Origin of the sequence: Duganella rhizosphaerae (assembly GCF_040364205.1) — a bacterium.
Classification (GTDB): Bacteria; Pseudomonadota; Gammaproteobacteria; order Burkholderiales; family Burkholderiaceae_D; genus Rugamonas; species Rugamonas rhizosphaerae.
The window spans coordinates 22,729-40,348 of record NZ_BPWK01000012.1 but is presented as its reverse complement, the minus strand read 5'-3'; the positions used below and the strand labels follow the sequence as shown (position 1 = coordinate 40,348).

Annotated in this window: 19 protein-coding genes; 15 read left to right on the top strand and 4 right to left on the bottom strand. The window is 64.4% G+C overall.

Translation table 11 applies throughout. The features are described from left to right. The first annotated feature begins 10 nt into the window (after positions 1-10). Positions 11-1,036 carry a S49 family peptidase gene (locus RUGAMON1_RS22795; protein ID WP_445232689.1) on the top strand — a complete coding sequence of 342 codons (1,026 nt, stop codon included), beginning with the start codon at positions 11-13 and terminating at the stop codon, positions 1,034-1,036. Positions 1,037-1,244: 208 nt separating this feature from the next. Here the strand turns inward: RUGAMON1_RS22795 and RUGAMON1_RS22790 are convergent, their stop codons facing one another. Further along, positions 1,245-1,535 (bottom strand): hypothetical protein, encoded by a 291-nt coding sequence (locus tag RUGAMON1_RS22790; protein WP_445232688.1) that lies wholly within the window; start codon positions 1,533-1,535, stop codon positions 1,245-1,247. A gap of 177 nt (positions 1,536-1,712) precedes the next feature. On the opposite strand from RUGAMON1_RS22790, the gene RUGAMON1_RS22785 reads away from it, so the two are divergent. The 10 genes from RUGAMON1_RS22785 (at position 1,713) to motD (ending at position 12,610) form a co-directional block, all read left to right on the top strand. Continuing rightward, entirely contained in the window at positions 1,713-2,444 is a 732-nt protein-coding gene (locus tag RUGAMON1_RS22785; RefSeq protein WP_445232687.1) for a pseudouridine synthase, read from the top strand. Further along, entirely contained in the window at positions 2,441-3,451 is a 1,011-nt protein-coding gene (locus RUGAMON1_RS22780) for a fumarylacetoacetate hydrolase family protein (RefSeq protein WP_445232686.1), read from the top strand. Before RUGAMON1_RS22785 ends, RUGAMON1_RS22780 begins: the two co-directional genes overlap by 4 nt. Before the next feature lie 107 nt (positions 3,452-3,558). Then, a complete protein-coding gene (gene flhB / locus RUGAMON1_RS22775; RefSeq protein ID WP_445232685.1) occupies positions 3,559-4,740 on the top strand; it encodes a flagellar biosynthesis protein FlhB in 1,182 nt (393 codons plus the stop codon). Continuing rightward, complete coding sequence (gene flhA, locus RUGAMON1_RS22770; RefSeq protein WP_445232684.1) at positions 4,737-6,857, top strand: flagellar biosynthesis protein FlhA; 2,121 nt, start codon at positions 4,737-4,739, stop codon at positions 6,855-6,857. The genes flhB and flhA overlap by 4 nt, the downstream gene beginning before the upstream one ends. Before the next feature lie 49 nt (positions 6,858-6,906). Then, positions 6,907-7,926, top strand: a complete 1,020-nt coding sequence (locus RUGAMON1_RS22765; RefSeq protein WP_445232683.1) for an RpnC/YadD family protein — start codon at positions 6,907-6,909, stop codon at positions 7,924-7,926. 150 nt (positions 7,927-8,076) lie between these two features. Further along, positions 8,077-9,543 carry a flagellar biosynthesis GTPase FlhF gene (gene flhF / locus RUGAMON1_RS22760; protein WP_445232682.1) on the top strand — a complete coding sequence of 489 codons (1,467 nt, stop codon included), beginning with the start codon at positions 8,077-8,079 and terminating at the stop codon, positions 9,541-9,543. Further along, complete coding sequence (locus RUGAMON1_RS22755) at positions 9,536-10,333, top strand: MinD/ParA family ATP-binding protein (protein WP_445232681.1); 798 nt, start codon at positions 9,536-9,538, stop codon at positions 10,331-10,333. Before flhF ends, RUGAMON1_RS22755 begins: the two co-directional genes overlap by 8 nt. 42 nt (positions 10,334-10,375) lie before the next feature. Next, positions 10,376-11,107, top strand: a complete 732-nt coding sequence (locus tag RUGAMON1_RS22750; RefSeq protein ID WP_116990414.1) for an RNA polymerase sigma factor FliA — start codon at positions 10,376-10,378, stop codon at positions 11,105-11,107. Further along, positions 11,089-11,835: a flagellar motor protein gene (locus RUGAMON1_RS22745; RefSeq protein WP_445232680.1), complete on the top strand. Its 747-nt coding sequence runs from the start codon at positions 11,089-11,091 to the stop codon at positions 11,833-11,835. Before RUGAMON1_RS22750 ends, RUGAMON1_RS22745 begins: the two co-directional genes overlap by 19 nt. Before the next feature lies 1 nt (position 11,836). Continuing rightward, positions 11,837-12,610, top strand: a complete 774-nt coding sequence (motD, locus tag RUGAMON1_RS22740; protein WP_445232679.1) for a flagellar motor protein MotD — start codon at positions 11,837-11,839, stop codon at positions 12,608-12,610. Between the two features lie 77 nt (positions 12,611-12,687). Here motD and RUGAMON1_RS22735 read toward each other — a convergent pair whose 3' ends face one another. The 3 genes from RUGAMON1_RS22735 to flgA all read right to left on the bottom strand — a co-directional run bounded on the left by RUGAMON1_RS22735 (position 12,688) and on the right by flgA (position 14,311). Continuing rightward, the gene (locus tag RUGAMON1_RS22735) at positions 12,688-13,164 is read right to left on the bottom strand and encodes a flagellar protein FlgN (RefSeq protein WP_445232678.1); all 477 of its coding nucleotides are present in this window, start codon (positions 13,162-13,164) and stop codon (positions 12,688-12,690) included. A gap of 7 nt (positions 13,165-13,171) precedes the next feature. Beyond that, positions 13,172-13,486, bottom strand: a complete 315-nt coding sequence (gene flgM / locus RUGAMON1_RS22730) for a flagellar biosynthesis anti-sigma factor FlgM (RefSeq protein ID WP_332853048.1) — start codon at positions 13,484-13,486, stop codon at positions 13,172-13,174. 108 nt (positions 13,487-13,594) lie between these two features. Next, the gene (gene flgA, locus RUGAMON1_RS22725; protein WP_445232677.1) at positions 13,595-14,311 is read right to left on the bottom strand and encodes a flagellar basal body P-ring formation chaperone FlgA; all 717 of its coding nucleotides are present in this window, start codon (positions 14,309-14,311) and stop codon (positions 13,595-13,597) included. Positions 14,312-14,469: 158 nt separating this feature from the next. Here flgA and flgB point away from each other — a divergent pair, with 158 nt between their 5' ends. From flgB to RUGAMON1_RS22705, 4 genes are read left to right on the top strand one after another with little or no spacing between them, the layout of a single operon-like run. Further along, positions 14,470-14,889, top strand: coding sequence for a flagellar basal body rod protein FlgB (flgB, locus tag RUGAMON1_RS22720; RefSeq protein ID WP_445232676.1), 420 nt, complete (start codon positions 14,470-14,472; stop codon positions 14,887-14,889). Between the two features lie 2 nt (positions 14,890-14,891). Then, on the top strand, positions 14,892-15,299 hold the full coding sequence (gene flgC, locus RUGAMON1_RS22715) for a flagellar basal body rod protein FlgC (RefSeq protein WP_217942032.1): 408 nt from the start codon (positions 14,892-14,894) through the stop codon (positions 15,297-15,299). A 16-nt stretch (positions 15,300-15,315) separates the two neighbouring features. Beyond that, complete coding sequence (locus RUGAMON1_RS22710; RefSeq protein ID WP_445232675.1) at positions 15,316-16,023, top strand: flagellar hook assembly protein FlgD; 708 nt, start codon at positions 15,316-15,318, stop codon at positions 16,021-16,023. A gap of 37 nt (positions 16,024-16,060) precedes the next feature. Continuing rightward, positions 16,061-17,620, top strand: coding sequence for a flagellar hook protein FlgE (locus RUGAMON1_RS22705; RefSeq protein WP_445232674.1), 1,560 nt, complete (start codon positions 16,061-16,063; stop codon positions 17,618-17,620).

Genomic DNA, 17,620 nt, shown 5'->3' with positions numbered 1-17,620 from the left:
AACGAGAACTATGAGCGATAACACTAGCGAAAATGGCGGCAACAGCGCCGAAAAACCAGCATCGGCGCCACCTGCGCCGGTCAAGGCGAGCGTCGCCGCATCCAACTGGGAGCGCGAGGTGCTGGAAAAGCTGGTGTTTGCCACGCTCAAGGAGCAAAAGGCGGCGCGCCGCTGGGGCATCTTCTTCAAGGCCGTGACCTTGCTGGTGATCGTGGTCGGGCTGAGCGCCTACCTGGACATCAGCTGGACCGGTTCGGAGGAAACCCTGGGCCGCCATACCGCGCTGATCGAGATCGAAGGCGCGATCGAGTCCGAAGGCAGCGGCGCCGCCTCGGTGGTGATTCCTGCGCTGAACAAGGCGTTTTCCGACAGCGGCTCGGTGGCGGTGGTGATGCATATCAATAGTCCCGGCGGCAGCCCGGTGCAGGCCGGCATGATCGTCGACGAGATGGTGCGCCTGCGCAAGGGCTATCCGGCCAAGCCGCTGTACGTGGTGGTCGATGAAATCTGCGCCTCCGGCTGCTACTACATCGCCGCCGGCGCCGACCGCATCTACGTCAACAAGGCCAGCATCATCGGCTCGATCGGCGTGCTGATGGACGGCTTCGGCTTCACCGGCATCATGGAAAAGGTCGGCGTCGAGCGCCGCCTGCTGACCGCCGGCGAGAACAAGGGCTTTATGGACCCGTTCAGCCCGCTGACCGAAAAGCACAAGCAATACGCGCAGACCATGCTCAACGAGATCCACCAGCAGTTCATCCAGGTGGTGCGCAGCGGCCGCGGCAAGCGCCTGAAGGAAAGCCCGGAGATGTTCTCCGGCCTGTTCTGGACCGGCGCCAAGTCCATCGACATGGGCCTGGCAGACGCCTTCGGCACGGTCGACAGCGTGGCGCGCGACGTGGTCAAGGCCGAAGACATCATCGACTACACCCAGCATGAAGGCTTGCCTGAGCGCGTGCTGAAGAAATTCGGCGCGGCGATGGGCGCCGGCGCGGTCAAATCGGCGATGGATAACGTCAAGCCCAGCCTGCGCTAAGCTGGCGCGGAGGCGGGCTGGCCGTTAGTCGCAGTGATCGCATCACTGGACTGGCGATTAACATTATCAATCCAGCCTTTTTCATGCTTGCATATCCGACCCGTTGGACTATAGTGGTGTTGTAGTTCTTTCCAAGGGGGGCCGATATAAACAGTTTATCTTGTTGTCAGCACGATCTTGTTCAGTTTGATGGAACTACTCAACCGCATCATTGATGCGGAGTAGAGAGAATTTCGATTCCTCGTAAAGAGTCCTGTAATGGGGCTGAAAACAGCGGCGCAATGCCGCTGTTTTCAATTGCGGCGTCGTTTTGTGCGAAGCCGCCGGCGTCCAGCCAGGCCAGGAACTGAGCTTGGCGGGCGGCATGCCACCGCTCCAGCGGCCCCCCGGGCGTGTCGGTGGGCGGCGTGCAGCTGCTGCAGCGCGCCAACAGCAGTTCGGTTCTGTGCATGGCGGCCTGTTCTTGCGCCGCTGTTGTAACGGAGAGTAAGGTAGACATGGTAAGTCCTGCTGAGCTTTCCTAATGCAGTAGGCGGATTCCTATTGCAATTTCAGTTTATCAATGGAATTGGCGCGGGACTTGATATGCATCAAGGTTGATGACTATCTAGAATGAATGCTGCGCTGCAATAATTCGCGCCTTCCCGCTGCCATCCGCATCCTGTAAAATCCGGCCATGAGTAAATTATCCCTAGACCGCATCCTGCAATCGCAGGGTTATGGCACCCGCAAGTATTGCCGCTCCCTCATCGAAGACGGCGAAGTCAGCATCGGTGGCGTCGTGCACGACAACTACAAAGCCAGCATCGAGACCGATGGCTTGGTGCTGACCATCTTCGACGAAGAGTGGGTCTACCGCGAGCACCTGTACATCGCGCTCAACAAGCCGGCCAATTTCGAATGCTCGCGCAAGCCCAGCCACCATCCCGGCGTGCTGACCCTGCTGCCCGAGCAGTTCAGCTGGCGCGAGGTGCAGCCGGTCGGCCGCCTCGACCACGACACCACCGGCATGCTGCTGATGTCGGACGACGGCCCCTTCATCCACGCGCAATCGTCGCCCAAGCGCCATGTGCCGAAGATTTACCAGGCCACCACCCAGGAGCCCGTCACCGACGAGCTGGTGGCGCAATTGCTGTCCGGCGTGCAGCTGCACGACGAGCCGGCGCCGCTGGCGGCGCAGACCTGCGTCAAGCGCGGCGAGCACCAGCTCGAAATCGTGCTGGAGCAGGGCAAGTACCATCAGGTCAAGCGCATGCTGGCGGCCGCCGGCAACCATTGCAGCGCCTTGCATCGCTCCGCCATCGGCGCGCTGACGCTGGAGTCGCTGGGCATCGCCGAAGGCGAGTGGTGCTATCTGACGGCGGAACAACTGGCCTTGTTGGCTCCCACCCTGGCTCCCGCCGCATGAAGCTGGCAACGCTGAAGGACGGCACCCGCGACGGCCAGCTGATGGTGGTGTCGCGCGACCTCAAGACCGCGCAGCTGGCTGACGGCGTGGCGCGCACCTTGCAGCGCGCGCTGGACGACTGGACTTTCATCGCGCCGCAGCTCGACGCCATCTACCAGGAACTGAACCAGGGCCGCGCCCGCCGCAGCTTCGAGTTCGAACCGAAGAATTGCATGGCGCCGCTGCCGCGCGCCTTCCAGTGGGCCGACGGCTCGGCCTACGTCAACCACGTCGAGCTGGTGCGCAAGGCGCGCGGCGCCGAGCTGCCGCCGTCGTTCTGGGAAGATCCGCTGATGTACCAGGGCGGCAGCGACGATTTTCTCGGGCCGACCGACGATATCGCACTGTTCCACGAGGAGTGGGGCATCGATTTCGAGGCCGAAGTGGCGGTCGTCACCGACGACGTGCCGATGGGCGCGACGCCGGACCAGGCGCACCAGCGCATCCGCCTGCTGATGCTGGTCAACGATGTGTCGCTGCGCAACCTGATTCCGGACGAGCTGGCCAAGGGCTTCGGCTTTGTCCAGTCCAAGCCGGCCACCAGCTTCTCGCCGGTGGCGGTCACGCCGGACGAGCTGGGCGACGCCTGGAAGGGCGGCAAGGTCCACCTGCCGCTGCTGTCGACCTGGAACGGCAAGCTGGTCGGCAAGCCGCAGGCCGGGGTCGACATGGTGTTCAACTTCCCGCAACTGATCGCCCACCTGGCCAAGTCGCGCAATGTGCGGGCCGGTAGCATCATCGGCTCGGGCACGGTGTCCAACAAGGACGCCAAGCGCGGCTATTCCTGCATCGCCGAGCAGCGCTGCCTGGAGACCATCGCCGGCGGCGCGCCGCTGACGCCCTACATGGCGTTCGGCGACACGATCCGCATCGAAATGCTGGGCGGCGACGGCAAATCGGTGTTCGGCGCCATCGAGCAGGCCGTCAAGCAGGCGGTCGCCGAGCCGGCCGGCCGGAAATTGCCGTAAGGAATCTACGAGCAGGGCCGGAAATACCGCCGTATTCCGGCGATGGCCCGGTCCTGCCGCGGCCGATAATGGCACGGTCGAGATAAACCCCGCAGCAGGCAGATTCCATGGCAGAAGACAGCGACGCAGAAAAGACCGAACCCGCGTCAGCGAAGCGCCTCGAGCAGGCGCGTGAAGAGGGCGACGTTCCCCGTTCGCGGGAAGTGGCGACGTTTACCGTGCTGATGGCGGCCGGCGCCGGCCTGTGGATGACCGGCGAGGGGCTGATACGCCAGCTCAACGCCGCCCTGGTGTCCGGCCTGACCTTGAACCAGGAACAAATCTTCGATGCCGACATTCTGCTCAACCGCATCCTGATCGACGTGGTGCACGTGATGCTCGCCTGCCTGCCGCTGGGCATCGCGGTGATGATCGTCGCGCTGGCCTCGCCGCTGCTGGTGGGCGGCTGGCTGTTCAGCGGCAAGGCGATCGCGCCCAACTTCAACAAACTCAATCCCGCCAACGGCCTCGGCAATATGTTCTCGACCAACTCGCTGGTCGAGCTGTTCAAGGCGGTGGCCAAGGCGCTGGTGGTGGGCATGGTGGCCTGGCTGGTGGTGATGAAGCAGAAGGACGCCGTGATCGGCCTGGCGGTGGAGCCGCTCAAGCTGGGCATGACGCACACGCTCAATATGCTGGGCAGCAGCTTCCTGTTCATCGTCGGCGCGCTGGGCCTGATCGCCGCCATCGACGGTCCCTACCAGATGTGGCACTACGCGAACAAGCTGAAGATGACCCGCCAGGAGCTGATCCAGGAATCCAAGGAATCCGACGGCAACCCGCAGATCAAGGCCAAGATCCGCCAGCTGCAACGCGAGATGGCCAAGCGCCGCATGATGGCCGACGTGCCGACCGCCGACGTGGTGGTGACCAACCCGACCCACTACGCGGTGGCGCTGAAGTACAGCGACGGCATGCGCGGCGCGCCGAAGGTGGTGGCCAAGGGCACCGACGAAGTGGCCGCCAAGATCCGCGAGATCGCACGGGAGAACAAGGTGATCATGCTGGAAGCGCCGGCGCTGGCGCGGGCGCTGCACAAGCACACCGAGATCGGCGACGAGATTCCGGAAGCGCTGTACTCGGCCGTGGCCGAAGTGCTGGCCTATGTGTTCCAGCTGCGCCTGTTCAGCAAGGGCAACGGCAACCGCCCGGATATACCGAAGACGCTCGATGTGCCGCCTGAGCTCGATCCGCTCAACCCCGCATCGCAAAAGCAGAAACCCGACTTGAATAACGGAGCACCCGCATGAACGCCCTGAGCAACCTGAAACTGCCGCCATGGCTGCAAGGCATCGCCAACAGCCGCAACAAGAGCAGCCTGGCCGCGCCTATCCTGATCATCATGCTGCTGGCGATGATGGTGCTGCCGCTGCCGGCCTTCGTGCTCGACATCTTCTTCAGCTTCAACATCGCGCTGGCGGTGATCGTGCTGCTGACCAGCCTGTACACGGTCAAGCCGCTGGACTTCATGGCCTTCCCGACCATCCTGCTGGTGTCGACCATGCTGCGCCTGTCGCTGAACGTGGCCTCGACCCGGGTGGTGCTGACCGAGGGCCACAACGGCCCCGACGCCGCCGGCAAGGTGATCGAAGCCTTCGGCCACTTCCTGATCGGCGGCAACTACACGGTCGGCATCGTGGTGTTCATTATTCTGACGATCATTAACTTCACCGTGGTGACCAAGGGTGCGGGCCGTATCGCCGAGGTGGGCGCGCGCTTCGCCCTGGATGCGATGCCGGGCAAGCAGATGGCGATCGACGCCGACCTCAACGCCGGCCTGATCGGTGAGGCCGACGCCCGCAAGCGCCGCAGCGAAGTGGCGCAGGAGGCGGAATTCTACGGCGCCATGGACGGCGCCAGCAAGTACGTGCGCGGCGACGCCGTGGCCGGCATCCTGGTCACGGTGATCAACGTGGTCGGCGGCCTGCTGGTCGGCCTGCTGCAACACGACCTGACCTTTGCCGACGCGCTGAAGAACTACACGCTGCTGGCCATCGGCGACGGCCTGGTGGCGCAGATCCCGTCGCTGGTGATCTCGACCGCGGCCGGTATCGTGGTGTCGCGCGTGGCCAGCGAGCAGGACATCGGCACCCAGGTGGTGGGGCAGTTGTTCGCCAAGCCGCAGGTGCTGTACATCACCGCCGCCATCATCGGCGGCATGGGCCTGATTCCGGGCATGCCCAACCTGGTGTTCCTGCTGCTGGCCGGCGTGCTGGCCGGCTCGGCCTACATGATGACGCGCAAGGCCGAAGAGGGCAAGATCGCCGAAGTGGCGGCGGCCGAGGCGGCCGCGTCGCCGGCCGCCGCGCCGGAGCAGGAAGAGGCCAGCTGGCAGGACATCATGCCGGTCGATACGCTGGGCCTGGAAGTGGGCTATCGCCTGATCCCGCTGGTGGACAAGACCCAGGGCGGCGAACTGCTCAAGCGCATCAAGGGCATCCGCAAGAAGTTCGCGCAGGAGGTGGGCTTCCTGGCGCCGCCGGTGCACATCCGCGACAACCTGGAATTGAAGCCATCGGCCTACCGCATCACGCTCAAGGGGGTGGAAGTGGGCACGGGCGAGGCCTTCAACGGCCAGTTCCTGGCGATCAATCCGGGCATGGCCAGCGGCACCTTGCCGGGCATGGTGACCACCGATCCGGCCTTCGGCCTGCCTGCCACCTGGATCGACGCCAATCTGCGCGACCAGGCGCAGGGCATGGGCTACACGGTGGTCGACGCCGGCACGGTGGTGGCGACCCACTTGAACCACCTGATCACCACCCACGCTTCCGAGCTGTTGGGCCGGGCCGAGGTGCAGTCGCTGCTGGACCACCTGGGCAAGGATGCGCCCAAGCTGGTGGAAGACCTGGTGCCGAAGATGGTGTCGCTGTCGACCTTGCAGAAGGTGCTGCAGAACCTGCTGATGGAAGGCGTGCACATCCGCGACATGCGCTCCATCATCGAGACGCTGGCCGAGCATGCCGTGCACACGCAGGATCCGGGCGACCTGACCGCGCTGGTGCGCATCTCGCTGGGCCGCGCCATCGTGCAACAGCTGTTCCCCGGCGCCAGCGAGCTGTCGGTGATGACGCTGGACAATCGCCTGGAACGCCTGCTGATGCAGGCGCTGGCGGCCAGCGGTCCGGACGGCGCCGGCATCGAGCCGGGGCTGGCCGACACCATCGCCCAGCAGGCGCAGGCGGCGGCGCAGCAGCAGGAGGCGCTGGGCCTGACGCCGGTGCTGCTGGTGCCGGGCCCGCTGCGGGCCTTGCTGTCGCGCTTCCTGCGGCGCGCCTTGCCGCAGCTGAAGGTGCTCTCGCATGCCGAGATCCCGGAGACCAAGACCATCCGCGTGACGGCGCTGGTGGGCCAGCAGCCGGCATAAGTTTGAGCGGATCGCGCATGCCTTCATGCGGGCGGCCTAGACTGCTCGCATGGATGACGACGATTTCGATACGCCGTGGAAGGAAGTGGTCGTGCACCATTTTCCCGAATTCATGGCGTTCTACTTTTCCCTTGCGCATGCGGCGATCGACTGGTCGCGGCCGCACACTTTTCTCGATCAGGAGTTCGGCGCGCTGGCGCGCGATGCGGAACTGGGCAAGCGCGTGCTCGACAAGCTGGTTAGCGTGTATTTGCATGACGGCAGCGAACAATGGGTGCTGGTGCATCTGGAGGTGCAGGGGTGGCGTGATGCGCGCTTTGCCGAGCGCATGTTTGTCTACAATTATCGTGTCTATGATCGCTATCAGCGACCCGTCGCCAGCCTGGCGTTGCTGACCGATGGCGGCAAGCGTTGGCGGCCTTCGTCGTTTGCTTATCGTCTGCTTGGTTGCAGGATGGGGATTGAATTTCCGGTCGCTAAACTGCTGGACTTTGCTGACCGCCTTGATGAATTGCAGCAGCACGAGAATCCCTTTGCGTTGGTGACATTGGCGCATTTGCAGGCGCGGCAGACCAAAGGTAACGCTCATCGGCGCCGCATCGCCAAATGGAAGCTCACCAAACTACTGTATCAGCGTGATTGGGACAGGCAGCGTATCATCAACTTGTACCGGGTGATCGACTGGATCATGCGCCTGCCGAAGGGGCTTGAGGTGCGTTTGCGATCCGGCATGTTGCAAATAGAAAGGAGGAAGGCCATGGTTTACTTGTCTTCTATTGAACGTATAGGAATGGAAATTGGCCGGAAAGAAGGCTTGAAAGAAGGTCGGCAAGAAGGCCTGCAAGAAGGCAGGCAGGAAGGCAGACGGGAAGGTAGGCAGGAAGGTAGGCAGGAAGGTAGGCAGGAAGGGTGGGCCGAGGTGCTCGCTGAGCTGCTGATTCAGCGCTTTGGCCCGCTCGATGCGCATGTGCTGTCGCGCATCGCGGAGGCGGACGTGCCGCAGCTGTCCGCCTGGGCCCGCAACTTCGTCAACGCCGCGACGCTGGACGAGGTTTTCCGCGACAACTAAGCCGCCTCGGCCGCAATGGTGAAATGCGGCCCATTTGCCCCCCTGTTCGTCGGATCGTTTCCAGAGTGCATCGTCAATAATGGCACTGTCAGAGTAAAGGCGTCTCATCCGGAAGACGCATTGCTTGACTTAGACTCCTGAGAGCCGGCCATGAACGTCAAAAAATTTACCGCACCGACTTCCCGCGAGGCGCTGCGCAAAGTCCGCGAATCGCTCGGCCCCGACGCCGTGATCCTGTCCAACCGCCAGGCCGACGGCGGCGTTGAAATCCTGGCCCTGGCCAACGACGATGCGGCCTCGCTGTCCATGCCGGCGCCGCATTCGCCGATGGCCGAACCGGCGCCGTCGCTCGACCTGGGCAGCGCCTTGCCGTCAGGCCGCGCCGAGCAGCGTCAAGAGCCGCGCCAGGAACAGCGCATGGAACCGCGCTTCGAGCGCAGCATCGACAACAACTACCCAACTCCGGCCCCGGCCGCCCTGCCAGCGCAACCGGTGCGCCGCGTGGTGGCGTCCGCCTCGTCGTTCGCCAGCGCCACCAAGGCCGCAGCCGCCGCGCCGGCACCGGCTCCGGTTCAGGCCCAGACTGCGCTGGACGTCGACCAGATCGCCGCCATGGTCAGCGCCGCCGTCGCCAGCGCCAAGCAGAACGCCGCCGCCGAAATGCAGAACATGATGGGCGAAATCCGCGCCATGCGCGGCATGATGGAAACCCAGCTGGCCGAAATCTCCTGGGGCACCACCCAGGCGCGCGAGCCGCAGAAAGCCGCCGTGCTGCGCGAGATGCTGGCGGCCGGTTTCTCGGCCAGCCTGGCGCGCTACCTGATCGAAAAACTGCCGGCCAACCGCGACGCCGCCGACAGCCTGCGCTGGATCAAGAACGTCCTGACCCGCAACCTGCAAACCATGGCCAACGAAGACGCGCTGATCGAACAGGGCGGCGTGTTCGCGCTGGTCGGCCCGACCGGCGTCGGCAAGACCACCAGCACCGCCAAGCTGGCCGCGCGCTGCGTGATGCGCCACGGCCCGGACAAGCTGGCCCTGATCACCACCGACGCCTATCGTATCGGCGCCCACGAGCAGCTGCGCATCTACGGCAAGATCCTCGGCGTGATGGTGCACTCGGTCAAGGACGAAGCCGACCTGCGCATCGCCCTCAAGGAATTGAAGAACAAGCACACGGTGCTGATCGACACGGTCGGCGTCAGCCAGCGCGACCAGATGGTGACCGAACAGGTCTCGATGCTGCAAGGCGCCGGCTCCGACGTCAAGCGCCTGCTGTGCCTGAACGCCACGGCCACCCAGGAAACCCTGAACGAAGTGGTGCGCGCCTATCAGGGCAGCGGCCTGGCCGGCTGCATCATGACCAAGCTGGACGAAGCGGCCGCGATCGGCAACGTGCTCGACGTGGTGATCCGCCAAAAACTCAACCTGTTCTACGTGTCGAACGGCCAGCGCGTGCCGGAAGACCTGCACCTGGCCGATCCGGCCTACCTGATCGACCGCGCTTTCAAATTGAAACGCGATGTCGCCGCCACCCAATACCTGGACGCCGAACTGCCCCTGCTGATGAGCAACGGCCAGCACGAGCAAGCAATGCGCGAGGTGCACCTTGGCTAATTTCGATTTCGACCAGGCGGAGGGACTGCGCCGCATGCTGGCGGGGCCGCAGCCCCGCATCGTCACCTTCCTGTCGGCCACGCCGCAGGACGACAAGGGCGCCATGCTGGTCAACCTGGGCGCCTCGCTGGCGCGCGCCGGCAACGACGTGCTGCTGGTGGACGCCTGCGCCAGCGCCCATGGCGTGGCCTCGCGCCTGGGCGTGGACGGCGGCGCCAGCCTGCTCGACGTGGCGCGCCAGGAATGCGCGCTCAACCAGGTGATCCACCAGGTGCCGCAAGGCTTCGCTGTGGCGTCGATGACACGCGGCGTGGCGCGCAGCGGCCCGGACGAGACGCGCCGCCTGGCCAAGGCCTTCGACGTGCTGGCCAAGCAGACCGGCATCGTCATCGTCGACGGCGAGTTCGACGGCGTGGCCTTCCCGGTGCCGGTCATGGCCAGCTCGGAAATCGTGGTGCAGGTATCGAATAGCGCTACCTCGATCAAGGCCGCGTACAGTATGATCAAGCGCCTGAACCAGGAGCTGGGTCGGCGGCCGTTTGGAATTCTGGTCACCGGGGCTTCCGAATCGGAAGCAAAGGTGGTATACGATAATATGGCACAGGCAGCCAGCCGATACCTGGCGGTCAATCTCGTTTCGATGGGATCGGTGCCGGCGGATGAATACCTGCAACGCGCGGCACGCTTGGGGCGTGCGGTGGTCGATGCGTTTCCGTTGGCCGGGGCTTCGGTCGCGTTTCGTCAACTGGCGGGGCGCTTCGCGCTGGCCGGCTCGCCATCTTTCCGTTAAGGGAGCATCACAATTTTAGCGCTTAACCAATAATAAACGGCTATGTACACGGTCAAAGGGAAAGTGGACAAGGACTCTTTACTGACGGAGCATATGCCGTTGGTCAAGCGCTTGGCCCATCACATGAAGGCGAAACTGCCGCCCAGCGTCGAAGTCGACGATCTGGTGCAAGCCGGGATGATCGGCCTGCTCGACGCCATCAGCCGTTACGAGGATACCCATGGCGCCCAGTTCGAAACCTACGCCGTGCTGCGCATCCGCGGCGCCATGCTGGACGAACTGCGCAACAGCGACTGGCTGCCGCGCTCGATGCGTCAGAACATGCGCAAGATCGAAACCGCGATGAGCACGCTGCAGCAGCGCCTCGGCCATCCGCCGACCGAATCGGAAGTGGCCAAGATGCTCAAGCTGTCGCTGGCCGACTATCAGGAAATGCTGTCCGACGGCGGCGGCCACCAGCTGGTGTACTACGAAGATTTTCACGACGACGACGGCAACGACAGCTTCCTCGACCGTTACTGCTCGGACGAGGAGAGCGACCCGCTGCGCTCGCTGCTGGACGGCGACTTCCGCCAGGCCGTGATCGACGCCATCGACGCCTTGCCGCCGCGCGAAAAAATCCTGATGGGGCTGTACTACGAAGAGGAGCTCAACTTGAAAGAAATCGGCGCCGTCATGGGCGTATCGGAATCGCGCGTATCGCAGCTGCATACGCAGGCCGTGGCGCGGCTGCGCGCCTCACTTCGGGAGCGGTCTTGGACTGGGCCAGCGTAGCCGGGGTGCTGCTGGCGCTGGCCGGCATCATCGTCGGCCAGACGCTCGAAGGCGGCAAGCTGGCGTCGCTGCTGCAGCCGGCCGCGTTCGCGATCGTCGTCATCGGCACCTTCGGCGCGGTGATGCTGCAGACCCGTTTCAAGACCTTCATGCGCGGCGTGCGCATGCTGCGCCTGGTGTTCGCGCCGCCGGCCGACACCCGCGCCGTGCTGGCGCGCGACATCAACGCCTGGAACCTGGCGGCGCGCCGCGACGGCCTGCTGTCGCTGGAGCGCTATATGCTCGCCTCCAAGGACCAGTTCAACACCAAGGGCCTGCGCCTGATCGTCGACGGCATCAACCCCGACAAGCTGCGCCAGATCCTCGACACCGAAATCACCGCCTACGAAACCGAAGAACGCCAGGCGGTGCGCATCTGGGAATCGGCGGCCGGCTATTCGCCCACCATCGGCATCCTGGGCGCGGTGCTGGGCCTGATCCACGTGATGGAAAACCTGTCCGATCCCAGCAAGCTCGGTTCCGGCATCGCCGTGGCCTTCGTCTCGACCATCTACGGCGTCGGCCTGGCCAACCTGTTCTTCTACCCGATCGCCAACAAGCTCAAGGCCATCGTCACGCAGGCGGTGCACCAGCAGGAAATCGCCGCCGCCGTGTTCTACGACATCGCCACCGGCGACCACACGCGCGTCATCGACGAGCGCATCGCCACGCTGATGCGGGAACACTGACATGCACAGCCGGCGCGCCCGCAGGAAGTTCGACGACGAACCGGAGAACCACGAGCGCTGGCTGATCTCCTACGCCGACTTCATCACGCTGCTGTTCGCCTTCTTCGTGGTGATGTATGCGATTTCGGTGGTCAACATCGGCCGCTACAAGGTGCTGTCGGTGGCGCTGGGAGACGCCTTCGGCGGCGCCGGCTCGGCCAAGCCGGTCAACACCGAAGTGCCCAACCTGCCTATCCCCAATCCCAATCTGCGGCGCCACGCCGAATTGCTGCGCAAGGAAAAAACCCAGATGACCAAGCTGGCGCAGGACTTGTTGTCCACGCTGGCGCCGCTGGTCAAGGAGGGCAAGGTGCGCGTCACGCAAAACAGCCGCGGCGTCAGCGTCGAGATCAATGCCTCGGTGCTGTTCGACCCGGGCGAGGCGCGCCTGACCAACGAGTCGACCGAAGCGCTGCGCGCCGTCGCCGGCCTGCTGAAAAGCGACGATCACAAGGTGCAGGTCGAAGGCCACACCGACAACCAGCCGATCCGCAACACGCTGTTCCCGTCCAACTGGGAATTGTCGGCGGTGCGCGCCAGCAGCGTGGTGCGGCTGTTCATCGACGCCGGCGTGGCGCCGGAGCGCCTGACGGCGGTGGGCTTCAGCTCGAACGTGCCGGTGGCGCCGAACGACAATCCGATCGGCCGCGCGCGCAATCGCCGCGTGGCGGTGACGATCTTGTCCGGTATCCCGGATACGGTAACGGAAGTGCCGACGCCTGCCCCGAATAATTAAGCAATATGCTTGCTGCGTCGCTTAGGGGTCAGACCCCGGACGGGGTCTGACCCCGCATGGCCGTGCGGGGTAAAGAGTCAGCCGGCCAGGAAGCCGCGGCTGCGGGGCAGGGAAGTGGACAGGCCGCCAGGGCCGTAGAAATTGTTTGCGCCCGCCGATTGCGGCCGCAGCGCTTGCAGCGCGCCTTGCGTGTGGTTCATCTGCTTGTTGATCAGCATGCCGTTGATGCGGTTCAGTTCCTTGGCTTCGCGCGCATGTTGCTGCAGCGCCTGCCAAAGGACGGAAGCTTCGGCGGCGTCGGCGCCGCTGGCGGCAACCCAGGCATCCATGCCGGCTTCCTCGGCCGGGTAGCCGGCCTTGCCCAGGGCGCGGTGGCGCTGGGCCGACAACAGGGTCATCTGCGTGACCAGTGCCGATTTCTTGCTGGTGACCGCCGTCAGGCCGTCGATTTCCGCCGCCACCAGATGTTGCTGCTCCTGCTTCAGGACGCCCAGCAGGGTCGTCATGATGTGTTCTTCTTCGCGCAGGCTGTTCAGCGGGGTAGCGGTTGACATGGTAGACCTATCGTTTGCGAGAGTGCAGCAGATCCTTGACTGTATCCAGCAAGCCATCCGCTACTTTTTCCGAGTTGACCTGGAACTGGCCGTCGGCAATTGCCAGCTTGATGCGCTCGACTTTTTTGGTGTCGAACACCGCGCTGGCGCCGCCGGCCGCACTGGCCGCCAATGCCTGGCCTTGCGGCGACAGGCGCACGTTGTCGGACGTTGCGGGCGTCGCCGGCGCTGCCGCCTTGTCTGCGCCGCGCGCAGTCGAGGTGGAAGCCGGAGTCGACGACGGCAAGCCGGTCGTGCTCTTCAATGTATCGTTAATTTTCACAGCATCATCCTTCTCTGGTAGGAGTACGAAACTCCGGGATCTGAGTATGTAACGGCGGCTGCAGCCAAAACTTTAGCTTTGCCGTGCCTCAAGACCCGTGGCGTTCGATCAAAACGCCACCTCCACCAGCCCGCCTGCCTTGGCGATTCCCGTGATTTGTTGCCCACCGGAAGTTTTTACCTGCACGACCTGGCCGTCGCCCGCCGTGCTCATGGCGCGCGCCTCGGCCGACACGCTGAAACCATTGCCGCTGGAAACCAGCCGCACCAGCTGGCCGGACTGCACCACCGGCTTGCTGCGCAGCGTGTCGAGGCGCAGCGGCGTGCCCGGCGGCAGCGAGATATTGGTGCTGCGGCCGATCACCTGGCCCATGTCGGTGGCTATTCCGGCCGGCAATGTTGTCAGATCGCCCTTCAGGGTCACCAGCTGGCCGGCCTCGATGGCCTGGCCCTGGGCCAGCGGGGCGGCGCTGGCGATGTATTCGCCGACCACGGTGACCGTGGCTTGAATATATACCGTCCAGGCCGCCGGTGTCGCACAGCGCACGCCGACCGTGGTCTTGCCCCAGGCGCGCGCGCCGGGCATGAAGAAAGCTTGCGGATCGGCGCAGGCGGCCAGGTTCATGCGCGGGTCGATGGCGCCGACCGCGACCGTGACCTGGCCGGGCAGGCCGCCGCTTTGTACTTGCAGGAACTGTTCGACGCTGCGCTTGAGCGCGGCCGCGTCCTGGCGCAGGGGCGCGGCTTGCTGAGCCTGGGTCTGAGCCTGAATCTGGGCCGCCGGCAGCAGGGCCAGCAGGGCGGCGGTGATGAGCAGTCGTTTCATGGTGTGAGAGTCCCCTTCAATATTGCCATCATAGTCTGGCGGCCTGGACTTGAAGCCTTGAATAGGACCGAAAAGCGCTGTCTTATCGCTCGATGGTTACGGCAGGCAACTCCGTATCATCGATCCTGTCATAACAAGTACGTCCATTGGGAGCTGCCATGGTTGGGAAACTCGACGATTATCTGCGCTTTAACGAAGCCGCGCTGGGACTGCGCTCTCAGCGGCAGAGCGTGCTCGCTTCGAATATCGCCAACGGCGATACGCCCAACTACAAGGCCCGCGACATCGATTTCTCCAGCGCCATGCAGGCCGCGCTGGACAAGGCCAGCCCGACCGCCACGCTGAAGACCACCGCCAGCAAGCATTTCCCCAACCCTCAACCAGACGGCACCACCATGGCGGACGGTACGCCGCTGCTGTACCGCGGCGTGGTGCAGGGCGCGGTCGACGGCAACACGGTCGACATGGACGTCGAGCGCAACCAGTTCGCCGACAACGCCATCCGCTACGAGGCCGGCATCACCGCAATCAACGCCCAGATCAAGAACATGATGGCGGCGATACAGGGAGGTAACTGATCATGTCGCTGTTTAATATTTTCAATGTTTCAGGTTCGGCCATGAGCGCCCAGGCGCAGCGGCTCAACGTGGTGGCCTCCAACCTGGCCAATGCCGACAGCGCCACCAGCGCCAGCGGCGAGGCCTACCGCGCGCGCCAGGTGGTGTTCGAGGCGACCACGCCGGCCGACGGCGGCGCCTCGACCGGGGTGCGGGTCAAGCAGGTGGTGGAAGACCAGTCGCCGATGAAGCAGATGTACGACCCCAAGCATCCGATGGCGGACGACAAGGGCTATGTGACCATGCCCAACGTGAACGTGGTGGACGAGATGGTCAACATGCTGTCGGCCTCGCGTTCCTACCAGACCAACGTCGAAACCATGAACGCGGCCAAGACGCTGCTGCTCAAAACCCTGACCATCGGCCAGTAATTTTTAAGAGGCAATCATGACTATCAGCTCAGTGATCGACACGCCAGTCGCGGCGCCGGTCAACACCACCAACAACACCAGCGGCACCAGCAGCACGTCCAACGACATCGGCGCGGACCAGGACAAGTTCATGAAGCTGCTGGTCACGCAGCTGAAGAACCAGGACCCGCTGAACCCGATGGACAACGCGGCCATGACCAGCCAGCTGGCCCAGCTGTCGACGGTGACCGGCATCAACAAGGTCAACGCCACGCTGGAATCGCTGCGCACCGACCAGGCCGCCTCGCAATCGCTGACCGCCACCAACCTGATCGGCAAGGGCGTGCTGGTCAAGGGCGCCGGCATCCAGCTGTCGACCAGCACCGACGACGCCGGCAAGAGCAGCAGCACCAGCGTGTTCGGCATCGACCTGGCCTCGCCCGCCGAGAGCGTGACGATCTCGATCCAGGACAAGAGCGGCGCCACGGTGCGCACCATGAGCATGAAGAGCACCGACGTCGGCACCTACCCGATCACCTGGGACGGCACCACCGACGGCAAGACCGCCGCGCCGGCCGGCGCCTACACCTTCACCGTCAAGGCGGTGAGCGCCGGCAAGACGCTGACCGACTCGACCGCGCTGCAACTGGCGGCCGTGGCCAGCGTGTCGACCGGCAGCGGCGGCGTCAAATTGAATACCTCGCTCGGGCAGTTCGCCATGTCCGATGTCAAAGAAGTTTTGTAACGCAGTTCACACGTCACACCTAGCATAGGGGAATACCATGTTCCAACAAGGACTTAGCGGCCTGAACGCAGCATCCAAATCGCTGGACGTTATCGGCAACAACATCGCCAACGCCAGCACGGTTGGCTTCAAGGGCTCGCAGGCGCAGTTTGCGGACCTGTACGCCAACTCGCTGAACGGCGTGTCGGGCAACAATCCCGGCATCGGTGTGACGACGGCCAAGTTGGCCCAGCAATTCACGCAGGGCAATATCGAGACCAGCAACAACCCGCTGGACATCTCGATCAACGGCGGCGGCTTCTTCCGCGAAGTGGTCAACGGCGCGGTGCAGTACTCGCGCAACGGCCAGTTCCACGAAGACAACACCCATACGCTGATCAACGCCCAGGGCGCGCAGCTGACCGGCTATCTGTCGAACTCGGCCGGCGTGATCCAGCTGGGCGCGCCGGTGCCGCTGACCTTGGACAAGTCCGACCTGACGCCGGTGCAAACCTCCACCGCCAACTTCCAGCTGAACCTGAGCTCGGCCGAGAAAGTGCCGGCCACGATCCCGTTCGACGCCGGCGATCCGACCAGCTACAACAAGCAGACCGTGCTCAACGTGTACGACAGCCTGGGCACCTCGCACATCATGACGACCTACTACGTCAAGACCGACGCCAACACCTGGGACGTGTACGCGGCGGCCGACAACAAGGAAATCGTCTCGGGCGGCGTGGCCGCGGCGATCAACAGCGATGCGGGCGTGGCCGCTGCCCGCACCGTCTACAACGACGCCGTACGCTTCACCCCGCCGGATCCGGCCGCCATCGCCGCGGCTGCGGGCGCCTATGCGGGAGTGGCCTACCAGGTGATGCTGGCCGCCGCCGTGGTGCCGCCGGCGTCCGCCTCGCAGGCGCAACTCGATGCCCTGACCGCGGCCAACACCGCGCTCGATCCGACCAACAGCGGCTCCATCACCGGCATGACGCCGGACCAGATCAATGCCAAGCTGGCCGCCGCCATCACGGTGCCCGCCGTCAAGGCCGGTACGCTGCTGTTCACCAAGACCGGCGTGCTGGACCCTGAGGCGATGGCCTTGATGGTGCCGACGCCGCAAACGCTGCCGTTCAATATTCAGCTGCCGATCTTCCCGGATACCGGCGCCCAGCAGCCGATGACGGTCGCCACCACCTTCGACAAGACCACCCAGTACGGCAGCGTCACCAACGACCTGGGCTCGGTGCAGAACGGTTACTCGGCCGGCTCGTGGCAGCGTTACGCCATCGACGCCAACGGCGTGATCCTGGGTCAGTACAGCAACGGCAAATCGCGCCCGATGGGCCAGATCGCCATGGCCAACTTCGCCAGCGTCGACGGCCTGACCCCGCTGGGCAACAATGCCTGGGCGGAAAGCTCGGCCTCCGGCACGCCGCAGGTCGGGGTGCCGAACGCCGGCTCCATGGGTTCGCTGCGCGCCAGCTCGGTCGAGGTGTCGAACGTCGACCTGACGGCCGAACTGGTCAACATGATCACCGCGCAGCGCGTCTACCAGGCCAATGCGCAGACCATCAAGACCGAGGATTCGGTGCTGCAAACCCTGGTCAACCTTCGTTAA